This window comes from Nitrogeniibacter mangrovi (genome assembly GCF_010983895.1).
In the GTDB taxonomy this organism is placed as follows: domain Bacteria; phylum Pseudomonadota; class Gammaproteobacteria; order Burkholderiales; family Rhodocyclaceae; genus Nitrogeniibacter; species Nitrogeniibacter mangrovi.
Genome location: NZ_CP048836.1, coordinates 313616 through 336276 on the forward strand (window position 1 = coordinate 313616; position 22661 = coordinate 336276).

Sequence of the window (22661 nt, forward strand, 5' to 3'; positions counted from 1 at the left end):
TTCAGCCCTCCACTTCGGCCGGGCGACGGCGAACCGTGCGCTGCTCGATATGTTTGTTGATGGTGCCGACGCTCACCAGCCGGTGGATGAAGATGCCCGGGGTCACGATGTGGTCCGGATCCAGGCCGCCGGTGGGCACCAGGGTTTCGATCTCCGCCACGGTGATCCTGGCGGCGGTGGCCATGGGCGGATTGAAGTTGCGCGCGGTCATGCGGTACTGGAGGTTGCCCTCGGGGTCGCTCTTCCAGGCGTGGACCAGCGCCAGATCGGCGGTCAGGCCTCGCTCGAGGACGTAGGTGTTGCCGTCGAACTCGGCGGTCGGCTTGCCCTCGGCGATGACGGTCCCGACGCCGGTGCGCGTGTAGAACGCGGGGATGCCGGCGCCCCCGGCGCGAATCCGCTCGGCGAGCGTGCCTTGCGGATTGAATTCCACCTCCACCTCTCCGGCCATGTACTGCTGGGCGAAGAGCGCGTTGTCGCCAGCGTAGGAGCAGATGAGCTTGCGGACCTGACGGTGCTGGAACAGTTTGCCCAGACCATGACCGTCGGCGCCCGGGTTGTTGGAAATCAGGGTCAGCCCCTTGATGCCCGAGTCCAGGATGACGTCGATCAGGGCCGCGGGAATTCCGCATACCCCGAACCCTCCCGACATGATCGTCATGTCATCCCGCAGCAGGCCGGACAGCGCGGCCTCGGGTGTCGCACAGACTTTGCTCAGTGACACTGGATTCCTCCCGAAATGTCCTTGATCGGATTTGACCGGAAAAGCATTGCAAGAGCGGTGCCAGGCCGTGGAGTGACATAAAAGCCACGTGAATTCAAATAGGTAGATGAATTCGACGGAATCGACACGAGGCCGTCACAGTCGCGAGATCGAACGGTCGGAATCCGGATATCGGCCTGTTCTCCGGTCGGCGTACCACTCGATACGCATTGCTCCGAGCACCGACGATGCCGATGGATTCGATCCGGGGGGCAGGGCTGTGCGCGCACCTTGAAGTGTCGGATTTCGAGGGCGCGGGTGAGCGTACGGGCGGTTCGATATCTGGTCACCTCACTGGAGGATATCCGGACGGGACGCCGTTCTCATGTTGCGGCGCAGCATCCTGCGGAAGGAAAAATAGACAATAAAAACAGCGGGTTACGAAAAATTTTCTACGCCTTTTTTCTGGCATTCAAGTTGCGAAGGAACGAAGCGTCCTGCCGGTGCGTGTTGCGCCGGACCGGACGCCTCGTGTGGGGAAGGCGAGCTGCCGGGAAGTCGGCCGGCTTGTGCATCCACACCCAGTCGGACGGAAACAGGGGAGAGAGGCCCGTCCGCCGGCCAACAAGACCAGGAAAGAGGAGAACATGAGAATAGAGACGCTTCAATTGGGAGGCCGGCGGGCGCCGGTACCGAAAGGGGGGCGGATCGCGTGCTGTCCGGTCCGGAGGATGGTGCGCCATGGCTAGTGCATCCATCTCCATCAACAGAATCGCGCGCAGCTTTGCGTCGGCCGTGCTGTCGGCGGTCCCGCTGGCGATCATCGGCAGCCTGCTCTACGCGGCCTTCTTCATCAAATGGGAGCCGCAGATCGCGGTGCTCAAGACGCCGCCCATCGAACGGCGCGACCTGTTCTACGGCGTGGTCTCGCCGTCTGCGTCGGTGGTCTGGGCGGTCGGTAGCTACGGCAAGATCGTGCGCAGCGACGATGGCGGCGCCAGCTGGGCGGTGCAGTCCGATCCGCTGACCGCGCATCTGCAGTCGATCGCGGCCTGGGACGCGCAGCGCGCGGTGGCGGTCGGCAACGGCGGCGTCGTGATCGTGACCGGCGACGGAGGCAAGACGTGGACGCCGGTCAAGGCGCCGCGTTCCGAGGTCGCCAACAAGCTGATGCGGGTGCGTGCCTATCCGGGCGGATTCGCCTGGGCGGTGGGCGAATACGGCGCGGTGCTGCGCAGCACCGACTTCGGCGCCACGTGGACCCGCGTCATCCCCGCCAAGGACCAGGCCTGGAACGACATCTTCTTCCTCGGTCAGGACGGCTGGCTGGTGGGCGAGTTCGGCCAGATGCTGCGCACCGGGGACGGTGGCGCGACGTGGACCGAGATGCCCAGCCCGGTCGACTCCAGCCTCATGTCGGTGGCTTTCCGCGATCCGCTCGACGGTGTGGCGGTGGGCCTGTCCGGCGTCGTGCTGGTGACCGCCGACGGTGGCGCGAGCTGGACCCAGGCGCCGCCGATGACCCGCGAACACCTCAACAGCGTCATCTGGGACGGCGCCCACTGGATCGCGGTGGGCGACAAGGGCATGCGCGTGGTCGGTGATGCCGACGGGGCGCACTGGACCGGCGGGCGCATTTCCGAGCAGGACCTGGCCTGGCGCACGCAGATCCTGAAGGTCGGCAAACGCTATTTCCTCGCCGGCGCGAACCTGAGCGTGCTCGACGGCGGGCGGCTGCTCACCTTTGGCCGCGATTGAGAGGAACATCCAATGAAAAACACAACCTTCAAGGCGCTCGAGCACGTCATCGACTTCATCCTGCGCCGGCGGGTCGCGGTGGTCGTGGTGGTCGCCGCCATCACCGTCGTCATGGGCTATCTGGCCGCGCATATCGAGGTCAAGACGGTCTTCAGCGACCTGCTGCCCAAGAACCATCCCTACGTGCAGGTCAACAACCGCTTCAAGCAGACCTTCGGCGGCTCGAACATGGTGAGCATCATGCTCGAGGTCAAAAAGGGCGACGTGTTCGACATGACCGTCCTGCGCAAGGTGCAGGAGATCACCAAGGCCTTGCAGAAGGTCGAGGGGGTCGACAACTACCAGATCGTGTCCCTGGCCTCCAAGAAGCTCAAGGAGGTGCGGGCCTCGACCTCGGGGATCGAGTCGCGTCCGCTGATGTGGCCGGATCTGCCCAAGGATGCGGCAGCCATCAAGACCCTGCGCGAGGCGGTGCTGAACAATCCGCTGGTCTACGGGCCCTACGTGTCCATCGACATGAAGGCCACCCTGATCACGGCGGACTTCACCGACGGGACGGTGGACTACTTCAAGGCCTACCGCCAGATCAAGGCGATCGCCGATGCCGCGCGCGGCGACGGCGTGCTGGTGCGGGTGGTCGGCGAGCCGATCCTGTACGGCCTGGTCAATTACTACCTGACCGAGACGGCGCAGATCTTCTTCATCACCGTGGCGTCGCTGGTCGTGCTGCTGCTGCTCATCACCCGCACCTGGCACGGCACCCTGCTGCCGCTGACTACCGGGGTGGTCAGTGCCATCTGGGCCCTGGGCGCGGCCAAGCTGATGGGCTTCCATCTCGACCCGCTGGTCATCGTGGTGGCCTTCCTGATCACCGCCCAGGCCATTTCCAACTCGGTGCAGCTGGTGTCGCGTTTCGAGGACGAGGTCGCCAACGGTGCGTCGAGCACCAAGGCGGCGGCGCGGGCGAGCCTGCTCAACCTGTTCAAGCCGGGGATGCTGGCGGTGGTGGCCGATGCCGGATGCGTGCTGGTGGTGGCGCTGACGCCGATCCCGATGCTGGAGAAGATCTCCTACATCGGCACGGTGTGGATTCTGTCGATCATGGTCAGCGCCCTGGTGCTCACGCCGGTGCTGCTGTCGTGGTGCCGGCTGGAGAAGCGCTACGCCCATCCGATCAACATCCAGCCGATCCTGCAGCGCATCCTGCGCCTGTGCTCGTCCATCGTCACCTCGCCGGCGCGTTACGGCGTGGCCATCGCGGCGCTGGTGATCTTCGTGCTCTCCGGGCTGTATGCCTTCAACCTCAAGGTGGGCGACGCCAACCCCGGCTCGCCGATCCTGTGGCCGGATTCCACCTACAACACCGACGCGACCGCGATCAACCACAAGTTCCAGGGTTCCGACCGGATGTTCGTGGTGGTGGGCGGCGACAAGGAGGGAGCGCTCAAGCAGCCCGACGTGCTCGAGGGCATGGAGAAGTTCCAGAAGTACATGGAAGCGCAGCCCGAGGTCGGTGGCAGCATCTCGCTGGCGGATGTGCTGCCGGCGGTCAAGCGGGTGCTGCGTGAAGGCAATCCGCGCTACCAGGAGCTGGGCAACAGCGCCAACGAGAACGGCGAGCTGATGTACATGTTCGTCTCCGGCGCCGACCCCGGCGACATGGACCGCTTCGCCGATCCGCAGGCCCTGAACGGCGCCGTCACCCTGTTCTTCCGCGACCACCAGGGCGAGACCATCCGCACCGCCATCGCCCGGGTCAAGGACTACATCGCCGACCATCCGATGAAGGATGCGCACTTCATGCTCGCCGGCGGTCTGGTGGGCGTGCTGGCCGCGGTCAACGAGGTGATCCTCAACGGCCAGATCGAGGCCATCGCCTTCGCCTTGCTGGTGCTGGTGGTGTGCTGCACGGTGACCTACCGGTCGATGGCCGCGGGTGTGTTCTTCATGATCCCGGTGCTGCTGTCCAACACCCTGACCTTCAGCTACATGGCCTGGAAAGGCATCGGCATGAACATCAACACCCTGCCGGTGGTGGCGCTGGGGATCGGCCTGGGGGTGGATTACACCTTCTACATCGTCGATGGCATCCGCGAGGAACTGCACCACCACGGCGACGTGCCCCGCGCGATCGCCAAGTCGATCGCCAGTGCCGGCAAGGGGGTGCTCATCACCGCGCTGACGCTGATCACCAGCGTGGTGCTGTGGAGCCTGTCGTCGCTGCGGCTGCAGGCCGACATGGGCGTGCTCATCGCCATCTGGCTGTTCATCTCGGCCTCGTCGGCGCTGTTCCTGATGCCGGCGCTGGTCTATCTGTTCCGCCCCAAATTCATCGTCGGTTCCAAACGCCATCCGATCGAGCTGGCCGCAGACGCGGAGCCCGCTGTCGCCTGACTTCCGACGGGCCGCCCCGGGGGGTGACCCCGGGCGGCCTGACGGCGCTGTTGTGTCACCACACCTAACGACTCAAGGGAGAACCATGAACAAGACCCGAAACCGCCGCCTGGCAGCCGGCGTGATCCTGATGTCCGCGCTGTCGGCGAGTGCCTCCGCCGACGACGGCAACACCTACTTCCACATCGGCGGCTACGTGCGTGGCTGGGCCGCCTTCAACATGCAGGACATTCCCGAAACCAAGGCCGACGACAAGTGGAAGCCGTCCATGATCCGCGGCTCGCTGATGCTGGACATGGACGCCCAGACCGGTCCGATCCAGTGGAAGGCCATCGCGCGCGGGGACCGGGAGCACAAGACCCAGTACCTGAAGGACCTGGAAGACCTGCGCGTGGCCACCGGTACCACCGGCGGCGACGACAGCAACATCCTCGACAACTACAACGGTCAGGACCTGCGCGAATTCTGGGGCGAGTTCAAGCTCGGCGACCGCGCCACGGTCCGTCTGGGCAAGCAGCAGATCGTGTGGGGCGAGTCCGACTTCTTCCATGCCATGGACGTAGTGCATGGCTACGATCTGTCCTGGCGCCTGTTCTTCGAAGGGGAGAACGAGGAATGGCGCAAGCCGCTGTGGCTGGCCAACCTGCGACTCGACGTGCCCGAAGCGAACGGCGAACTGCAGATGTTCGTGCGCCCGGGGCTGGACCGCTGCAAGGATATCGGCAACACCTACGATATCCAGGGCGGACGCTGGTTCTTCCAGCCCTATCGCGGCTTCGATCTGACCGCGGTGACCAAGCACGACTGCAACCATCCGGAAGCCGACAAGGATGAAGTCACCGGCGGGATCCGCTGGTCGGGTGCGACCGACACGCTCAACTACTCGGTGGCCTATATCCGCGCCTTCTCGGCCGACCCGGTGGCGAACTCGAGCTTCGCGCCGTGGAAGAAGACCCCGACCGGCCCCCTGTTCGACCTGATCAACCCGATCATCGACGTGGTCGGCGCCACCGTCAGCGGCTACTCGGCCGACCTGGACACCGTGTTCAGTGCCGAGGTGGCCTACACCTTCGACCAGCCGTACAACGTGGGCACCGGCGGCTTCGCGGTCAACAAGTATGGCCACATGGGCCTGGGACTGGGTGGCATCAAGACCAAGGACGTCGTGACCATGATGCTGCGGGCCGACAAGAACCTGAACTTCCAGCGTCTGTTGGGCACCACCCGTCCGTCCTTCTCCTCGGTCCAGCTGTTCGACACCTGGGTGCAGGACTACGACAAGAAGGAGGACCTGGTGCGCCTGTTCGCCTACGGGGCGCCGCTCACCGAGCACAACACCATCCTGACCGCGTTCACGGTGCTCAACTACAAGAACGACACCATCAACCCGGGCTTCGCCGTCGGTGTCGACCTGAGCCATGGCGGCGGCTTCGCCATCCCGAGCGTGGAATTCGTGCTCGGCGACAAGTGGCGCGCCAAGGCCGAGGCCGACATCTTCTGGACCAACGGCTCCTCCAAGCAACTGTTCGACCCCAACTCGAACACCCAGCTGTTCGGCTACTTCGCCAACAACAGTCAGCTCACCTTCCGCCTGACCCGGCTTTTCTGATCAGAGACACACAAGGAGACAACAGATGTTGAACGCAGCACATTCCCACGGCATGCGCCGGATCGCCCACGCGCTGGGGTTCATCGGCGCGGTCGGCCTGATCGTCGGCGCCCAGGCGGCGCTGGCGGGCGAACTCAAGGCCGGCTTCGTCATCACCAAGGACAACTACGACAAGATCAAGAACGAGACCTTCGAAGGCAAGACCGTCGCCAGCATGGTGCCGGAGAAGCTCGAGTACATGATCAAGAAGTTCGGCCTCACCATGAAGATCGCCCACTCGAAGAAGATCGAGATGGATCCGAAATACGTGGAGTGGTCGAAGAAGAACATCGGCACGGTCAAGTTCAACACTGCCGATCGCACCATGAGCAACTGGCAGGCGGGCATGCCGTTCCCGCCGGAAACCATCAAGATGGACGACCCGTACGCCGGCGACAAGGTGATCTGGAACCTGCGCGCCGACACCTACGGCGCCACCATGGATCTGCGTGACATCTCCTTCGTGTTCATCAGCGGCGACAAGGGCGTCGAGCGGGTGCAGCGCTGGCAGTCGATGCGCTACTACATGGAAGGCCGTCTCGATGGCGGGCCGACCACCGTGGGGGACGGCACCATCGCGCAGAAGACCTACCTGTTCGCCACCAGCCCGCAGGACATCCGTGGCCTGGGCACCTTCTCGATCCGCTACAACGACCCGACCTCGGCCAAGCCGGACGCCACCTGGGCCTACCTGAAGTCGGTGCGCCGCACCCGGCGCCTGTCGGGTGGCGCGTGGATGGACCCGATCGGCGGCACCGACCAGCTCTATGACGACTGGGACATCTGGGACGCCTTCCCGACCAAGTACCAGTCCAACAAGCTCATCGGCAAGCGCTGGGTGTTCGCCATCGCGCACAGTCCCGAGCTGAGCGTCGACCGGAGCAAGGAAGGCACGCCGGAGGAATTCCCCTCCGTGGGCCTGACCGAGGCGCCGTACTTCTTCCCCGCCAAGAACATCGCGTGGGAGCCGCGCGAGGTCTATGTGGTGGAAGGCACGCCGCCGCCGGAGCACCCGTACAGCAAGAAGGTGGTGTACATGGAGGTAGGCTTCCCGCGCCCCTATCTGGGCGAGATGTACGACCAGAAGGGGGAGTTCTGGAAATTCATGATCTTCCAGAACCGTCCGGACGTGGGTGACGACGGCTACAAGGCGGTGATGCCCGTGGTCGGCCACGTCATCGACGTCAAGCGCAATCACTCCACCACCTGGTCGGCCAACATGAAGTCGAACCCGGCGGGTGTGAAGGAGACCGACGTCTCCCTGTCGAAGCTGGAGGAAGTGGCCACCGGCGGTGGTCGCTGAGCGGTCAGCCCCAACGCCGCAGGTGCGGCGGGTGCGGAAACGTGCCCGCCAACCACCATCCCGACGTCGGGCGGTCGTATCGCATGCTGTCTGTCGATGGCGCCGGAGACGATCGCCTTCCGGTGCGCGGCCGCAACCATCGGCGCGATGGTCATGTCGATATGACCTTCGTCGGGTATCGACCCGCTGCACCGGATTCTTCTGCCAATGGGCGCATGCTGAGCGGTCTGCGTGGATACGCCGGCCTCGGGGGTGTGCCCAAAACCGCGTTCCGGAAGCCTTTGTACGCAGGCGGCGCGGCAATGCGGCACGCCGTTGTTCCTGATCCTTGCGGTGGGCGTCCACCCAGGGGCATGTGAGGCTCACGAGGCCCATACCGGCGGGCCTGAGTTTCAAGGTGGCGTTGGGCCTGAGAACGGGCGGTGCTGTCCGGATCGATTCGGACGGGTTGTGGCGGGCTCGAAAGCCATGAATGATGCAGTGATGGAGGCAGTCCGTCCGGATTCCGGACGGTGACCGTCCGGAATCCGGACGGATGGGAGCGGCCCTCGATCAGGTGGTCGTCGCCGGTGTCGTCGTGAGGTGACGGGAGCCCTTGCTATCGCGTCATCGTAGGCGGGGTGGTGCAAATGGCTCGTTCTGGCACATGTCTTGCATTTATGTGAAGTGCCGCGTTTCTTTGAAGGAGATTCGATTACGACCTTCGGCTGGTGCGGTAACGGCTCGCCTCCTGCGCTTGAATGCTTGAGAAGTGCGACAGGAGGGTAGAAGATGGGCCGGGTGTTCGTGGCGTCGCAGCCATCGCGTCACGGCATACACACGATTCGTCGGCCGTCTGCATGAGCCGAACGGATCTACAACGAACCGTGCGGACGGTCGGGCTCTGATCCGGCCGTGACAGCGCGGCATCAAGGAGGAGCACAATGCAATCAAACCGAGCGAGCCAGATGTTCTCGCGGCCCGAGAACGACCGTTTCATCATGAATTCATGGGAACGGCTTCTCAGTGGCGAACGCAGTGCCACTGATGCGATCCGGCGATTGATCGATGATTCCTGGAATCGTTGTCTTCACAACCAGGTCGACCCGGGGCGCACGGGCGGCCCCGAACCGGTCGCCGAGCAGTCCCTGTACACCCTGCTGAACGAGCATGATGAACTGCTCAGCGCCAGCACGCCCATCATGGCAGAGGCGCGGGATTTCCTGTCCGAAAGCGGGACGGTGATGGTGTTGACCGACAACAGCGGCACCATCCTCAACATGGAAGGGGATACCTCGACCCGCGGAGCCACCGAGAACATCCACCTGATGCCGGGCAGCGATTGGAGCGAATCGGCGTGTGGCACCAATGCCATCGGCACCGCGCTGGAAATCGGTCAACCGATCCAGATCCATGCCGCGGAACATTTCTGTGCCGGTATCAAGCGCTGGACCTGCTCCGCCACCGTGATCCGCGATCCGTATGACAAGTCCATTCTCGGCGTCATCGACGTGTCGGGCCTCAACTCCACCTTCAACCGTCACAGCCTGGCGCTGGTGGTGACCACCTCCGGCCGAATCGAGAACCGACTTGCCCGCATGGCCATGGACATGCGTTACCGCCTGCTGGAGTACTGCATGCGGCGCTTGACCAGTGCCACCAGCGACGGCGTCGTGGTGCTGGACCGGCGCGGCAACCCGATCAAGGCCAACGAGCGGGCCAGCAGTGTGCTGTCGGATCTGGCCGATGGGCAGGCCGCCGATTTGTCCAGCCTCGCCTTCGGTCCGGTCAAGGGCAGCGAGATGCCGACCGGACTGCCCCCCTGGATTCAGGCCGACTGGCTCGATCCGGTGTTCCACAACGGACATCGGATCGGCACCCTGCTCACCCTGCCCGGTCGGAGCAGCAATACGCAATTCAGCCGTCCGGTCGTGGGTGAAGATGTCTTAGCCAACGATGGCACGTTCGAGCAGGTGGTGGGGGACAATCCCGGGCTGCGCCAGTCGGTCGGCAAGGCGCGGCAGTTGGCCGGATCGAGCGTGCCGGTGCTGATTCTTGGTGAAACGGGCGTGGGTAAGGATGTCATGGCCCGAGGTATCCACAAGGCGGGCACTACCAAGGATGCGCCGTTCGTGGCCATCAACTGCGGCGGCTTTTCGCGCGAGCTGCTGACGAGCGAGCTGTTCGGCTATGCCGAGGGGGCGTTTACCGGCGCCCGGCGGGGGGGCATGGTCGGCAAGGTGGAGGCGGCCGACGGCGGCACCCTGTTTCTCGACGAGATCGGCGAAATGCCCCTGGATCTGCAGCCGCATTTCCTGCGGGTGCTCGAAGAGGGCGAAGTGTACCGGCTCGGTGAAACGAAGCCGCGCAAGGTCAAGTTCCGCCTGATCGCCGCGACCAACCGGGATCTGCGCAAGGAGGTGGAAGAAGGACGGTTCCGGATGGATCTGTTTTATCGTGTGGCCGTGACCAGCATCCGCATTCCTGCGCTGCGAGATCGGGTTGACGACATTCCGGTACTGGCCGACCACTATCTGGAGAAGTTGGCGACCCAGTACGGTATGCCCAAGAAGACCATTACCGCGGGCGCGATGGAGTATTTCAAGCGCTATGCCTGGCCGGGCAACATCCGCGAATTGCGCAACGTGCTCGAAAGCATGGTGCTGATGACGCCGGACATTCATCTGAGCGAGGAGTATCTGCCGCATGAATTGTCCGAGGTCGTGGACGAAACCGATGAAGGCATCACCTGCCTCGAGTCGGTGGAGCGCGAAGCCATTTTGCGTGCGATCCGCGGCAGCGGCGGCAACATGACCGGCGCGGCACGCACTCTCGGGATCGCGAAAAGCACCCTCTATGTGAAGTTGAAGCGGTATAACCTCGACCCGCTGGTCGACCGGGTGCGCGGCGCCCGCGTCTAGGCCGTTTCATTCTGTCGCGCCCGGATCTGATTCATCAGGTTGCGGGCGCGATTTTTATTTTCTTCGCGCGGCAATCGGCCGATTTTCGTGGCACGTAGTATCGCGGCAGAAAATACATCCGGATTTTATCCGTCTCGCTCCCCAAGCGAAGCATCAATTTCCATCTCGGATTCATTTATTACGCCTGCGCGCATCATCCATTCGGCCTGATTCGGGCGAATGGATGTTTGTCTGCGCTTAGCTGCGTTAATTCCAGCATTTCCGACCTTTCGGCTCCGGTGTCTCCCCTTTCGCGTGATTTCGCGCGGTTGGATGGGGACGACGTATCCGGCATCCGGACGCTGTTCCGGATTCCGGACGGATCAGTGTGTTCGGATTTTTGTTGAAAAATAAAACTCCAATAAAAACAGTATGTTGCGATTTGTTTTTGGACGGCATTTCGTTGGCACAGCGATTGCTATTAATGGATCGAACGCCCATGCAATACCGAGAGTTTTCCGCATGGTCCGAATGTAGGAATGGGCTTTTTCATTGGTCTACAGCTGTTCGAGTACGCAAACGAACTTATTCACCTTAATGGTTGGCAAACGCCTGGCAGGAGGAAATGCAATATGTCATTGCAGATCAATATAGATAACGGTGGCACGCTCACCGATATCTGCATCAACCAGGAAGGTGTGGTCAAGAAGACGAAAGTCCTGACGACACCTTACGATTTGAGTAAATGCTTCTTCGAAGGCCTGCAAAAGGCTTCTGAAGTGATTTACAACGAAAAGAATGTGGCCCGGCTGCTCGAGGAAGTGGACCTGATCCGCTACTCCACGACGCAGGGCACGAATGCGATCTGCGAGCGCAAGGGGCCGCGCCTCGGTTTGATCATCGACGCGGCCTCGCGGGATCTGCCGGTTCGCCTTGCCGAACAGGATCCCGAAGTCTTCGAAGCCCTGGTGGCCGATCGCGTGGTGTTTCTCGATGCCGGCGTGGTCAAGGGGGTCGAGGCGGACGTGGAGATCGTCAAGGCCATCAACCAGCTGACCGCCGCTGGCGCCAATCGTCTGGTGGTGAGCTTCGGCGGGGCGGATTTCGTCGATCTGGAAAACCGCTTCAAGCGGGTGGTGCTGCGCAAGTATCCACGTCACCTGCTCGGGGCTGTGCCGGTGCTCTACGGCAGCGATCTGATCATGGACCGTGACGAGGCGCGCCGTACCTGGACCGCGCTGATCAATTCCTTCCTCCATCCGGCGACCGAAGCCTTCCTGTTCAATGCCGAGAACCGCCTGCGAGCTTTCCGTACCAAGAATCCGCTGCTCATCTTCCGCAATGACGGCGATGCCTCGCGCGTGGCCAAGACGGTGGCGATCAAGACCTACAGCTCGGGCCCGCGTGGTGGCATGGAGGGCATGAAGTCCTTTGCCAAGTTGTACGGCATGAAGGATGTGGTGGCGATCGACGTCGGCGGCACCACCACCGACATCGGCCAGTGTATGGACGGCAAGGTGCGCGAAACCCGTCGGGGTCATGTGGAAGGGATCAGCGTCTCCTTCCCGCTGAGCGAGATCATGAGTGCCGGTGCGGGCGGCAGCTCGATCTTCAAGGTGGTGAACAACCGGATCGCGATCGGCCCCGAAAGCGTGGGCGCAGTGCCGGGGCCGGCGGCCTTTGGTCGTGGCGGCAAGGAAGCCACCATCACCGATGCCAGTCTGTTGTGCGGCATCTTCGACCCGGCCTCGTATTTCGGTGGCGGGATGGCGCTGGATCTGGATCGTGCCGCCACGGCGGTCATGGTGAACATCGCTCAGCCGTTGGGGGTGGAACTGGACGAGGCGCTCCTGCAGATGGAGCACGCCTACGAAGACAAGATCGCGGTGGAACTGCATCGCTTCACCAAGATCTCCGAGGACACGACGCTGCTCGCCTTTGGCGGAGCGGGGCCGCTCAACGCCTGCGGCGTGGCGGAGAAGGCCGGAATCGATACGGTCGCCGTTCCGCAGCTGGCCGCGGTCTTCAGTGCCTATGGCATCGGCTCTTGCGACATCTCGCAGCGCTATTCCGTGAGTCTGGACGCATGCTCGGACGAAACGCTGGCCGAGGCGCTGGCAGGGCTCAAGGTGAAGGCTTCGCGCGACATGTTCGCCGAAGGTGTGGCGGAAGGCGATTACCAGATCCATGCCCGCCTGGTGGCCGAGAACGCGGACGGCGAGGAAATCGCCGCGCAACTGGATGCATCGCCCACCGTGCCGGCGTCCTTCGCCAAGGCCAGGAACGTGGAGCTGGAACTGACCGCCGTGAAGCCCCTGCGCGAGGAAGTCGGCAAGGCGGCGACATTCACCGAAGGTGCCGCAGCCGTGGCCGATGGCGTGCGCAACGTACTGACCCGCAGCCAGGGCCGGATCGACGTGCCGGTCTACAAGGTGGCGCAGATGAAGGCGGGTGATCACGCGGCCGGGCCCGCGATCATCGAGGAAGACTACTTTACCTGCCGGGTGCTGGATGGCTGGAGTTTCGTCATCAGCGACGCGGGAGACATCTTGCTGAAGAGGAAGTCCTGAACATGAAAGTGCTGATGACCGAATACCTGCGCATCGACCTGGAGAGCGAGAACTGGGAGTGCCGTGTGTGCAACCACGTGGTCGGTCCCGCGACCCGCGGTTACAAGGAAGGGATGCTGGTCCACGACCGTGATCCACGTGAAATCCACCCGCCGATCATCGATCCGGACAAGTACCGCTTCACCTTCAGCCCTGATCCGGAATGGGTCCGCATCCTGGAGTACTACTGCCCGAGCTGCGGGACGATGGTGGAGACGGAATACGCCGTCCCGGGCCATCCGCCCCTGCATGACATGGAGCCGGACCTGCCCGCGCTGAAGGCCCAGTGGTCTACGCGCGACGAAGTCAAGGAGCCGGTGATCGGTCCTGCGGTCGAGGCCGGCCAGGGACACAACCACTGAGTCCCGCGTCGCGGGATGTACGGCGCGCGGAGCCCCGAGGCCCGGCCGCGCCGGTGAGAAAGAATTGAGGAGATAGCATGAGGCGAGTTTCCGTCGATATCGGTGGCACGTTCACCGATTGTTTCGTGGTCTGGGATGGCAAGTACATCGAAGCCAAGGCCCTGACGACCCACCAAAACCTGGCGCTGGGCTTCAATGAGGCGCTCGGCAAGGCCTGCCACGTCCTTGAACTGGAGCTGGAGCAGATCCTCTCCGCAGTGGATTCGGTGCGTTACGCCACCACCCTGGGGACCAATGCCCTGATCGAGCACAAGGGGCCCAAGATCGGCATGCTGGTCACGGCCGGCTACGAGGCGACCGTGCCGCTGTCGCGTGCCCGTGGCTATGGCGAGGGGCTGGACAATCTGGGCCAGCAGGACATGCCCAACGCCCAGCGCCCGGACCCGTTGGTGCTGCCGCACATGATCCGCGGCGTGCGCGAACGCGTGGACTTCCAGGGCAATCTGGTGATGGGCCTGGATGAAGACGATGTGCGCATCCAGATTCGCGAGCTGGTCGATCGTGGCGCGCAGATCATCGTCGTGGCGCTGGTCAATGCGGTGGTCAATCCCGAGCATGAGCAGCGCATCGAGGAGATCCTGCTCGAGGAGTATCCGTCCCACCTGCTCGGCGCGATCCCGGTGATCCTGTCGCACCAGGTGGCCGGCCGTAAGGGCGAGTATGTGCGTGCCACCTCGGCGATCGTCGATGGCTACCTGCACTCGACCATGTACCACGCGCTGTCGGCGCTCGAACAGAACCTGCGCGCGCACCAGTACGAAAAGCCGATGCTGGTGATCCACAACTCCGGTGGCATGGCGCAGCTCAATTCCACCGACGCACTGCAGACCATCCACTCCGGTCCGGTCTCCGGCATCGGCGCCTCCGAGCACCTGGCCATGCAGGCCGATCTGGGCAACGTGGTGGCCACCGACATGGGCGGTACCAGTTACGACATCGGTATCGTGGTCGAGGGCGGCATCAAGCACTACGACTTCAACCCGGTGATCGACCGCTGGCTGGTGTCCGTGCCGATGGTGCACCTGGTCACGCTGGGCGCCGGTGGCGGTTCCGTGGCGAGTTACGACCGCATGTACGACACCGTCAAGTGCGGCCCCGAGTCCGCCGGCTCCGATCCCGGCCCGGCCTGCTACGACCGTGGCGGCATGAAGCCGACCGTGACCGACGCCGACCTGCTGCTCGGCTATCTCGATCCGGAGAACTATGCCGGCGGTTCGATTCCGCTCAATCCGCGGCGTGCCAAGTCCGCCATCGAAGATGCGGTGTGCGATGAGCTCGACTGCGACGTGATCGAGGCGGCGCTGCTGATCCGCGAGAAGGTGGACGACAACATGGCCAACGGCCTGTTCACCGAACTGCGCGCGCGTGGCTACGACCCCAAGGACTTCACCATGCTGGCCTACGGGGGCAATGGTCCGCTGCACTGCTGCGGCATTGCGCAGAACCTGTCGATCGACAAGATCCTGGCGCCTCCGCTCAGCTCGGTGTTCTCGGCGGTCGGTGCCGGCAACATGCACCAGCTGCATATCCATGAAACCTCGCTGTACATGGTGTTGTACGACTCCAATACCCGCCACCTGTTCGACGACTACGACCGTTTCAACGCGATCGTCGCCGACCTCAAGGAGCAAGGCACCCAGGATCTGATGCGTCAGGGCATCCCGCGTGAGGATGTGTGCCACAACCTGGAGCTGGACATGCGCTACGGCAACCAGCTGGTGCAGACCACGGCGGTGATTCCGAAGCACGAGGTCAATGGTGCCGGTGACGTGCTGGCCATCATCTCCCAGTTCTCCAATGACTACGGCAAGCGCTTCGGCGAAGGCTCGCAGGCACCGGAGGCGGGTATCCGCATCAACACCATCCGCGTGGCGGCCTACGTGAAGCACGAGACGGTTCAGTTCGAGGACATCAAGCCGGTGGCCCCCGAGTTGCGCAAGGCGCCGCCGGCGCCGGCGACCACCCGCAAGTGCTACTTCGTCGGCCATGACGGCGCGGTCGATACCCCGGTGTGGAGTCGTGATGCGATCGAGCCGGGCGTCGAGATTCCGGGCCCCGCCATCGTGGCTTCCGAGGTCACCACCTTCCTGGTCAATCCGGGCTGGAATCTGGTCGCCGCCAAGCAGGGCGCCACCTGGTTCCTGCGTGCCTGAGACACGGGACATCACTCGATCCAACGATCAGACAGGATTAGACATGAACGATATTGCGACGCCCGTGACGGGCAAAAAGCCCAGTGCCGAAGAGCTGGCACTGATCAAGAAGTTCCTCAGTGACACCACCCTGTTCCTGGGGCCCGACCCGGAGATCATGCAGAACCATGACCTCATGCCGCGGGATGACCAGGAAGAGGCATCGATCGCCCAGGTGAGCGATTCACACACCATCGCCAAGATCCGCGACCGGATCCAGTCCGGTTGCGACGAAGGTTACGAGATGGTGGAACAGATGGGGGCCGCGCCCGGTGCCAAGTGGGGCGATGTCATTACCGGGGTGTATTCCGCCTCGGGGGACTTGGCCATTGCCAGCGCCGGCGGGGTGCTGATCTTCTCCGCGCTGGTGCACCACCCGATCAAGTTCATCATCAAGAACTGGATGAACGACCCCACCGTCGGGGTGCGCGAAGGCGATGGCTTCATCCACAACGACTCGCGCTACGGCAATGTGCACAACACCGACCAGTCGATGATCCTGCCCATCTTCCATGAGGGCAAGCTGGTGTGCTGGGTCGCCTCCACGGTGCACGAGGGCGAGAACGGCGCCATCGAGCCGGGCGGCATGCCGTCCATGGCCGAGAGCCCGAGCGACGAGGGCCTCAAGATGTCGCCCTTCAAGGTGGTCGAGAACTACGAGATCAAGCGCGACATCCTGACCTTCCTGCAGAACTCGGTGCGCGAGCCCAAGCTCCAGTACGAGGACATGAAGGTCAAGCTCTTCGCCTGCCTGCGGATCAAGCAGCGCATCCAGGAGACGCTGGATACCGACGGCCCCGCCGCGCTCGTGTCCACCCTGCGCCTGACCATGGAAAACGTGCGCGCCGAAGTGAAGCGTCGCATCAGCGAATGGCCCGACATGTCGGTGCGGACCTACATCATCCAGGACTCGACCCTGCGCGAGAACTGTGTGGTGAAGATCAACTGCAAGCTGACCAAGACCGGCGACCGGCTGATCTTCGACTTCCGTGGCTCGGCGCCGGAATTCACCAACCGGCCGACCAACACCATCGTGGCCGGCCTCAAGGGCATGCTGGCGCAGGTGTTCCTGTGCTACGTGTGGCCGGATCTGCCGCGTGGCCAGGCCGCGTTCGCGCCGATCGAGGTGATCACCGATCCGCACTCGATCGTCAACTGCTCGTACGACGCCCCCAACTCCCAGAGTCTGATGTCCATCTTCACCGGCTTTACCGCCGGCCAGCATGCGGTGGCCAAGTTCCTCTACAGCTGCCCCGAGAAATACACCAAGGTGCATGCGCCCACCTTCAACATGATCAACACCTTCATCTGGGGTGGGGTCAGCCAGCACGGCGAGACGCTCGGCAACCTGTGTGCCGATCTCAACGGCATGGGCGCTGGCGCCACGGTGGATCGCGACGGCGAGCATGCCCTGGCGCCGATCTTCGCCACCATGGCGGACATCGGCGAGCAGGAACTGAACGAAGAGGACGTCCCCTTCCTGCAGCTGGTCTCCAAGAAGATGACCCGTGACGCCGTCGCCCCGGGCAAGTACCGTGGCGGTCAGGGCTACACCATGATCGTGGCCACCAAGGATTCCGAGCAGTGGGGTTTCATGACCACCTGCCAGGGCGCGAAGATCCCGCCGCTGCAGGGCCTGTTCGGTGGCTATGCCTGCGGCGCCTATCCGCTCTCAAAGGTCAAGGGGGTGGATGTGTACGACGTGCTGCAGAACGAACCGCACAAGTTCAAGCACTCGATCGAGGAGATCATGAACGAGCGTCCCTTCGAGGGCGCCAGCTACACCACCCATCATATGGGCATGGGCTTCGAGATCTCCAAGCGTGGTGAGTTGTTCATGATTTCCCAGGGCGCGGGCGCGGGCTACGGCGATCTGCTCGAGCGCGACCCGGCCGGCGTCATCCGCGACATCGAGGAAGGGCTGATCTCACCCGACGTGGCCGAGCGCCTCTACAAGGTCAGGTTCGACCGCGCCACGCTGGCGATCAACTACGAGGCAACCGACGCCGCGCGCAGCGAAGAGCGCCAGGCCCGCAAGCGGCGAGGCGTGCCGTATGCCGAGTTCATCAAGCGTTGGAACAAACCCGCGCCGCCGGAACATCTCATGTACTTCGGTTGCTGGGGCGACGACGTTGCCAAGCTCTACATGGGTTCGCAACACGACTACCGCGAGGCCAACGCGCCCAAGCCCAACTACATGCGTCATCCGAAGGATGTGCGGATCGAGGAGTTGGAACAGCGGTTGGCGGCCCTCGGTGCACTGGAAGACGAAAAGCAATGAGCTCGAGCCTCGCTGACCTGTTGCCGGACGCCTCGGAACCGGGGCGCATCCGGGTCTGGCTGAAGTCCGCTGAGTACACGACCCGCCTGCTCACAGGTGACGGCGGTGATCCCTGGCAGACGCCGGCCTTGTATCTGGCCTACTTTTCCCAGGCGCACGGCCTGCTGCGGCCCGATGTGGCGGTGGTAGAGGTCAGCGGGCTCTACGCGTCCTGGCTCGCTCGCCATCCGGCCTATCTTGACGAAATGGGGGCGAAGCGCCGCTTCGCCTTCCCGATACGCAAGCTGCTGGAGGCGGAAGAGCCGCGCGCCATCCTCGCCGAAGTGCTCGACGGCGTGGCGGGGTACCTGCGCGGGCAGGTCCCCCTGGTGCTGGCTCTGCCATCACCGCGCCACTGGGTGCAGATCGCCAATCGGGCGGTGGGGCGCGAGGAGGCCGAGTTCGACGCCGACGGGGTCGAGGACTGCGCCATGTACATGGCGGACATGCTGCGTTCCGTGTCCCAGGCGAAGCTTGCAGGGCTCCTCCTTGAGGAATTGCCGGACGATGCCGATTGCGGCCCGCTCGATATCGAGCGTTACCGGCCGCTGATCAACGTGGCCAGGCATTACCGCTGGGGGGTGAGCATCCTGCTCGGATCCGCTCCGCCGGCGGCCATGCCGTCCGCCACCGATGTGGATGCGTTGATCGGCGCCGCGTCGGATCTGGCCGGCGCGCCCTGCGCTACCGGGATCGATGTGAGCGATGCCTTGTGGGCGGGCGAGGCCCCGCCGCCGCTGGGCGCCCGCCAGTTCTATTTCGCGCGCATTCCGAAGACACAGCACCCGGAACAGGTGCTCGAGAGTATCGCGCTGCTGCGCTCGGCGTAGCGGCCCGAATCGGACAGGCTCTCCTTTTTGACGGACGGCACTCCGGTGTCGTCCGCTTTTTTCGGGTGAAGCCTCGCGAGGGGCGCGGCGAGCGGCGCCCGTCTCGATCAGAGCCGGCGCGGGCGACGGGTCTGGACGATCCAGCCGTCGACTTGATAGCTGGGCAGGCTGGTCGTGGCCACCCACTGGGACAGCCAGCACTTGGTGGGCAGCCACGGCGAGGCAGCCACCGTCCGGGCGGCCACCGAATCGGCCGGCAGGTGCGCCAGCGCGGCGCGTATGCCCGCCTCGTCAGCCTCCGACAGATCCTGGACGATGAACACCATGCGGCCGTGCCGGTCGGCGAATGCCTCGCCGGGTGGCCAGGCATCCAGGCGGACCGCCGGATAGGCCACGTTCTGCACGCAGTGGATGACCAGGGGTTGGGTTTCGGTCCCGTAGACCGCGACCAGCCCCTTGACCCTCAGCAGCTTGTCTCCATGGGTGTCGAGAATCCGTCCCATGGTGGCGGCAAATCCGTACCACGGGACGGTGGCCGGCAGTTCGATCACGAAGCTGCGCACCCGCAGGTCATGACGCTCGGCGCGACGGGGGCCTGGCGCGTTGCCAGGTCGCCAGGCGGGCGTGCCCGCCGTTCTCTGCGGCGTGCGAAAGCCCCGTGACGGCTTGTCCAGCCAGGTGGCTACTTCCGGTGAGGCCGTGCCTTTGGTGTAGATACCCGCCCCGAAGATCATGTCACTGCGGATCTGCCCCGATCGGACGATCCGGCGCGGGGTGCCCGGGTTCACGGCTTCGAGCCGGACTTCCAGCGCCGCCAGGGTGGCGGCATCAGTCAGGTCGGTCTTGGTGATGAGCAGCCGGTCGGCCATGGAGGCCTGGCGTAGCGCTTCCCGGTGCCGGTTGAGTTGGGCGAGGCCATGGGTCGCGTCCACCACCGTCACGATGCCGTCGCATACATAGCGCGCCGAGACGAACTCGTGCTCCATCAGGGTATAGATGACCGGCGCCGGATCGGCCAGCCCGGTGGTCTCGATCAGCACCCGGGTGATGGGCGGAATGTCGCGTCGCGAACTGCGGTTCGACAGGGTCTGGAGCGCCTGTACCAGATCGCCCTGCATGCTGCAGCACACGCAGCCGGAGTCGAGCAGCACGATGTTCTCGTCCACGCTGTCGACCAAGTGATGATCGAGACCGACCTCTCCGAACTCGTTGATGAGAACCGCCGCATTCGCCATGTCGGGCTGGCGCACCAATTGATTCAGAAGCGTGGTCTTGCCGGCACCCAGAAAGCCGGTGAGGACCGTCACCGGAATACGATCCGTGGGGTTGGCGCTCGTAGTGGTTGTTGAAGCCATGACGTTTTCGGACATTGAAAGTGATTTGCGCCGCCGATGTGGCGGCACGTGGACATACTGTCGAGCAACTATCACGCCAAGCGCCTCGGTGCGGATTGGGGCCTTCGGTGGCTCCGCCAAGGCCTTGAATCTTCGGCCATACCGCCATTGCGATGCGCCGATTGAAAAACGTGTCGAAAACGACGGGGCGTTTGGAAAACGGACGGTTGGGTGCCTGAATAACGGATGGTCGGATTGCACCTCGTGATGCTGGTGCGCCGGGGGCTCGCGCGGCAAGAACACAAAGTGAAATGCGCCGACGCCGATCGATGCCTCGCCAGCATTCGACCCGATGCGCCATCGGGCGATGCTTTCTTCTCGGCGTCGGTGCCGATTCCCGTTTTTGTTCAAAAGAAGGCCCGATATCGACAAGACCGGGCGCGATTCCCTGACGTAGTTTTTGCGTTACGGCATACGGCCTTGGCCGGTCCGCACTTGCGCCATGCCGTGCTGACACCCTGACGACAGAGACACAATGGAGACAAAAGTGGACATTCACCCCCCCCAACATGCCTTGCCAGGCACCGATGATCCGGAACAGGCGACAGCGCATTTCGATGCGATCGTGATCGGCGCGGGCGTCGCCGGCCTCTATCAGGTGTATCGCCTGCGGGAAATGGGCCTGACGGTGCAGGGCTATGAAACCGGCTCGGGCGTCGGCGGGACCTGGTATTGGAACCGTTACCCGGGCGCCCGTTTCGATTCCCAGGCCGAGATCTACCAGTACTGGTTCTCGGAGGAACTCTACAAGTCGTGGAAGCCGACGGAGCGCTTCCCGGCGCAGCCGGAGACGGAGCGCTGGCTGAACCATGTGGCGGACACCCTCGATCTGAAGAAGGAGTTCAAGTTCAACACCCGTATCGCGGCCGCCCGCTACGACGAGGCCGCGCAGCAGTGGAACGTCGAAACCGCCGACGGCACGGTGGTGACCGCCCAGTTCCTGATCGCCTGCTGCGGCATGCTGTCGGCCCCGATCACCAACCGCTTCGAAGGCCAGGCCAGTTTCAAGGGCGAGCTCTACCATACCGCCCTGTGGCCGAAGGCGCCGGTGGATCTGAAGGGCAAGCGGGTGGCGGTGGTGGGCACCGGCGCCACGGGCATCCAGGTGATCCAGACCATCGCGCCGGAGGTCGGCTCGATGAAGGTCTTCGTGCGCACCCCGCAGTACATCATCCCGATGCGCAATCCGAAGTACTCCGACACCGACTGGAACGCGTGGTGCGAGCGCTTCCACGAGCTGAAGAAGCGCGTGCAGGAAACCTTCGCCGGTTTCGACTACGACTTCGACGCCGGCCCGTGGGAGGAGAAGACGCCCGAGGAACGCACCCAGGTGCTCGAGGGGCTGTGGGAGGACGGTTCGCTCTCCCTGTGGCTGGCCTCGTTCCCCGAGATGTTCTTCGACGAGGCGGTGAGCGAGGAGGTCTCGGAGTTCGTGCGCGCCAAGATGCGTGACCGGCTCCAGCACAACGAGGCGCTGTGCGACCTGCTGATTCCCAAGGACTACGGCTTCGGCACCCACCGGGTGCCGCTCGAGAACAAGTATCTCGAGGTCTACCTGCAGCCCAACGTCGAGGCGGTGGACTGCAAGAAGGCGCCGATCACGCGGATCGTGTCCGAGGGCATCCAGACCGCCGACGGCAAGGTGCACGAGGTCGACGTCATCATCTTCGCGCTGGGTTTCGACGCCGGCTCCGGCGCGCTGACCCGCATCGACATCCGCGGCCGTGACGACCGTTCCCTCAAGGACGAGTGGAGCAAGGAGATCCGCACCGCGATGGGCCTGCAGGTTAACGGCTACCCCAACCTGTTCACCACCGGCGCACCGCTCGCGCCGTCGGCGGCGCTGTGCAACATGACGACCTGCCTGCAGCATCAGGTGGACTGGATCACCGACTGCATCGACTACACGCTCAGGCACGACAAGCGGGTGGTGGAGGCCACCGAGGCCTTCCAGGACGCCTGGGTCGAGCACCACGACGAGACCGCGGCCAAGACCCTCGTGGTCAAGACCGACTCCTGGTACATGGGCTCCAACGTCGAGGGCAAGCCGCGGCGCCTGCTCTCCTACATCGGCGGCGTGGGCAACTACCACAAGCGCTGCGACGAGCTGGCCACGCAGGGCTATCCCGGCTTTGACATCCAGTAACGCCATTCACGTGGATTCCCGCGCCGACATCCTTCGGCGCGGGGCGATCCACCCTGGAGGAGA

The 22661-nt window shown here is 63.8% G+C and carries 14 protein-coding genes; 12 read left to right on the plus strand and 2 right to left on the minus strand.

Translation table 11 applies throughout. The features are described 5' to 3' along the window. Position 1: 1 nt before the first annotated feature. Positions 2-724 (minus strand): CoA transferase subunit A, encoded by a 723-nt coding sequence (locus tag G3580_RS01375; RefSeq protein WP_267313321.1) that lies wholly within the window; start codon positions 722-724, stop codon positions 2-4. Positions 725-1444: 720 nt separating this feature from the next. On the opposite strand from G3580_RS01375, the gene G3580_RS01380 reads away from it, so the two are divergent. From G3580_RS01380 to G3580_RS01425, 10 genes are all read left to right on the plus strand, one after another. After that, a complete protein-coding gene (locus tag G3580_RS01380) occupies positions 1445-2461 on the plus strand; it encodes a WD40/YVTN/BNR-like repeat-containing protein (protein ID WP_173763563.1) in 1017 nt (338 codons plus the stop codon). Positions 2462-2473: 12 nt separating this feature from the next. Then, the gene (locus tag G3580_RS01385) at positions 2474-4855 is read left to right on the plus strand and encodes an efflux RND transporter permease subunit (protein ID WP_173763564.1); all 2382 of its coding nucleotides are present in this window, start codon (positions 2474-2476) and stop codon (positions 4853-4855) included. An 85-nt stretch (positions 4856-4940) separates the two neighbouring features. Continuing rightward, positions 4941-6464: a DUF1302 family protein gene (locus G3580_RS01390; RefSeq protein ID WP_173763565.1), complete on the plus strand. Its 1524-nt coding sequence runs from the start codon at positions 4941-4943 to the stop codon at positions 6462-6464. A gap of 25 nt (positions 6465-6489) precedes the next feature. Then, positions 6490-7806, plus strand: a complete 1317-nt coding sequence (locus G3580_RS01395) for a DUF1329 domain-containing protein (RefSeq protein ID WP_217424574.1) — start codon at positions 6490-6492, stop codon at positions 7804-7806. Between the two features lie 947 nt (positions 7807-8753). Next, positions 8754-10706 (plus strand): sigma-54-dependent Fis family transcriptional regulator, encoded by a 1953-nt coding sequence (locus G3580_RS01400; RefSeq protein ID WP_173763566.1) that lies wholly within the window; start codon positions 8754-8756, stop codon positions 10704-10706. Between the two features lie 518 nt (positions 10707-11224). Further along, entirely contained in the window at positions 11225-13255 is a 2031-nt protein-coding gene (locus G3580_RS01405) for a hydantoinase/oxoprolinase family protein (protein ID WP_228720733.1), read from the plus strand. 2 nt (positions 13256-13257) lie between these two features. Further along, positions 13258-13656, plus strand: coding sequence for an acetone carboxylase subunit gamma (locus G3580_RS01410; protein WP_173763567.1), 399 nt, complete (start codon positions 13258-13260; stop codon positions 13654-13656). A gap of 77 nt (positions 13657-13733) precedes the next feature. Continuing rightward, positions 13734-15869 carry a hydantoinase/oxoprolinase family protein gene (locus tag G3580_RS01415; RefSeq protein WP_173763568.1) on the plus strand — a complete coding sequence of 712 codons (2136 nt, stop codon included), beginning with the start codon at positions 13734-13736 and terminating at the stop codon, positions 15867-15869. Positions 15870-15912: 43 nt separating this feature from the next. Beyond that, positions 15913-18189: a hydantoinase B/oxoprolinase family protein gene (locus G3580_RS01420; protein ID WP_173763569.1), complete on the plus strand. Its 2277-nt coding sequence runs from the start codon at positions 15913-15915 to the stop codon at positions 18187-18189. Beyond that, the gene (locus G3580_RS01425) at positions 18186-19058 is read left to right on the plus strand and encodes a hypothetical protein (protein ID WP_173763570.1); all 873 of its coding nucleotides are present in this window, start codon (positions 18186-18188) and stop codon (positions 19056-19058) included. The genes G3580_RS01420 and G3580_RS01425 overlap by 4 nt, the downstream gene beginning before the upstream one ends. Before the next feature lie 107 nt (positions 19059-19165). Here G3580_RS01425 and G3580_RS01430 read toward each other — a convergent pair whose 3' ends face one another. Next, the gene (locus tag G3580_RS01430; protein WP_173763571.1) at positions 19166-20413 is read right to left on the minus strand and encodes a CobW family GTP-binding protein; all 1248 of its coding nucleotides are present in this window, start codon (positions 20411-20413) and stop codon (positions 19166-19168) included. Between the two features lie 243 nt (positions 20414-20656). Between G3580_RS01430 and G3580_RS01435 the strand changes: the two genes are divergently transcribed. Continuing rightward, on the plus strand, positions 20657-20914 hold the full coding sequence (locus G3580_RS01435) for a hypothetical protein (RefSeq protein WP_173763572.1): 258 nt from the start codon (positions 20657-20659) through the stop codon (positions 20912-20914). A 25-nt stretch (positions 20915-20939) separates the two neighbouring features. Further along, the gene (locus G3580_RS01440; RefSeq protein ID WP_228720734.1) at positions 20940-22598 is read left to right on the plus strand and encodes a flavin-containing monooxygenase; all 1659 of its coding nucleotides are present in this window, start codon (positions 20940-20942) and stop codon (positions 22596-22598) included. The last annotated feature ends 63 nt before the right edge of the window (positions 22599-22661 follow it).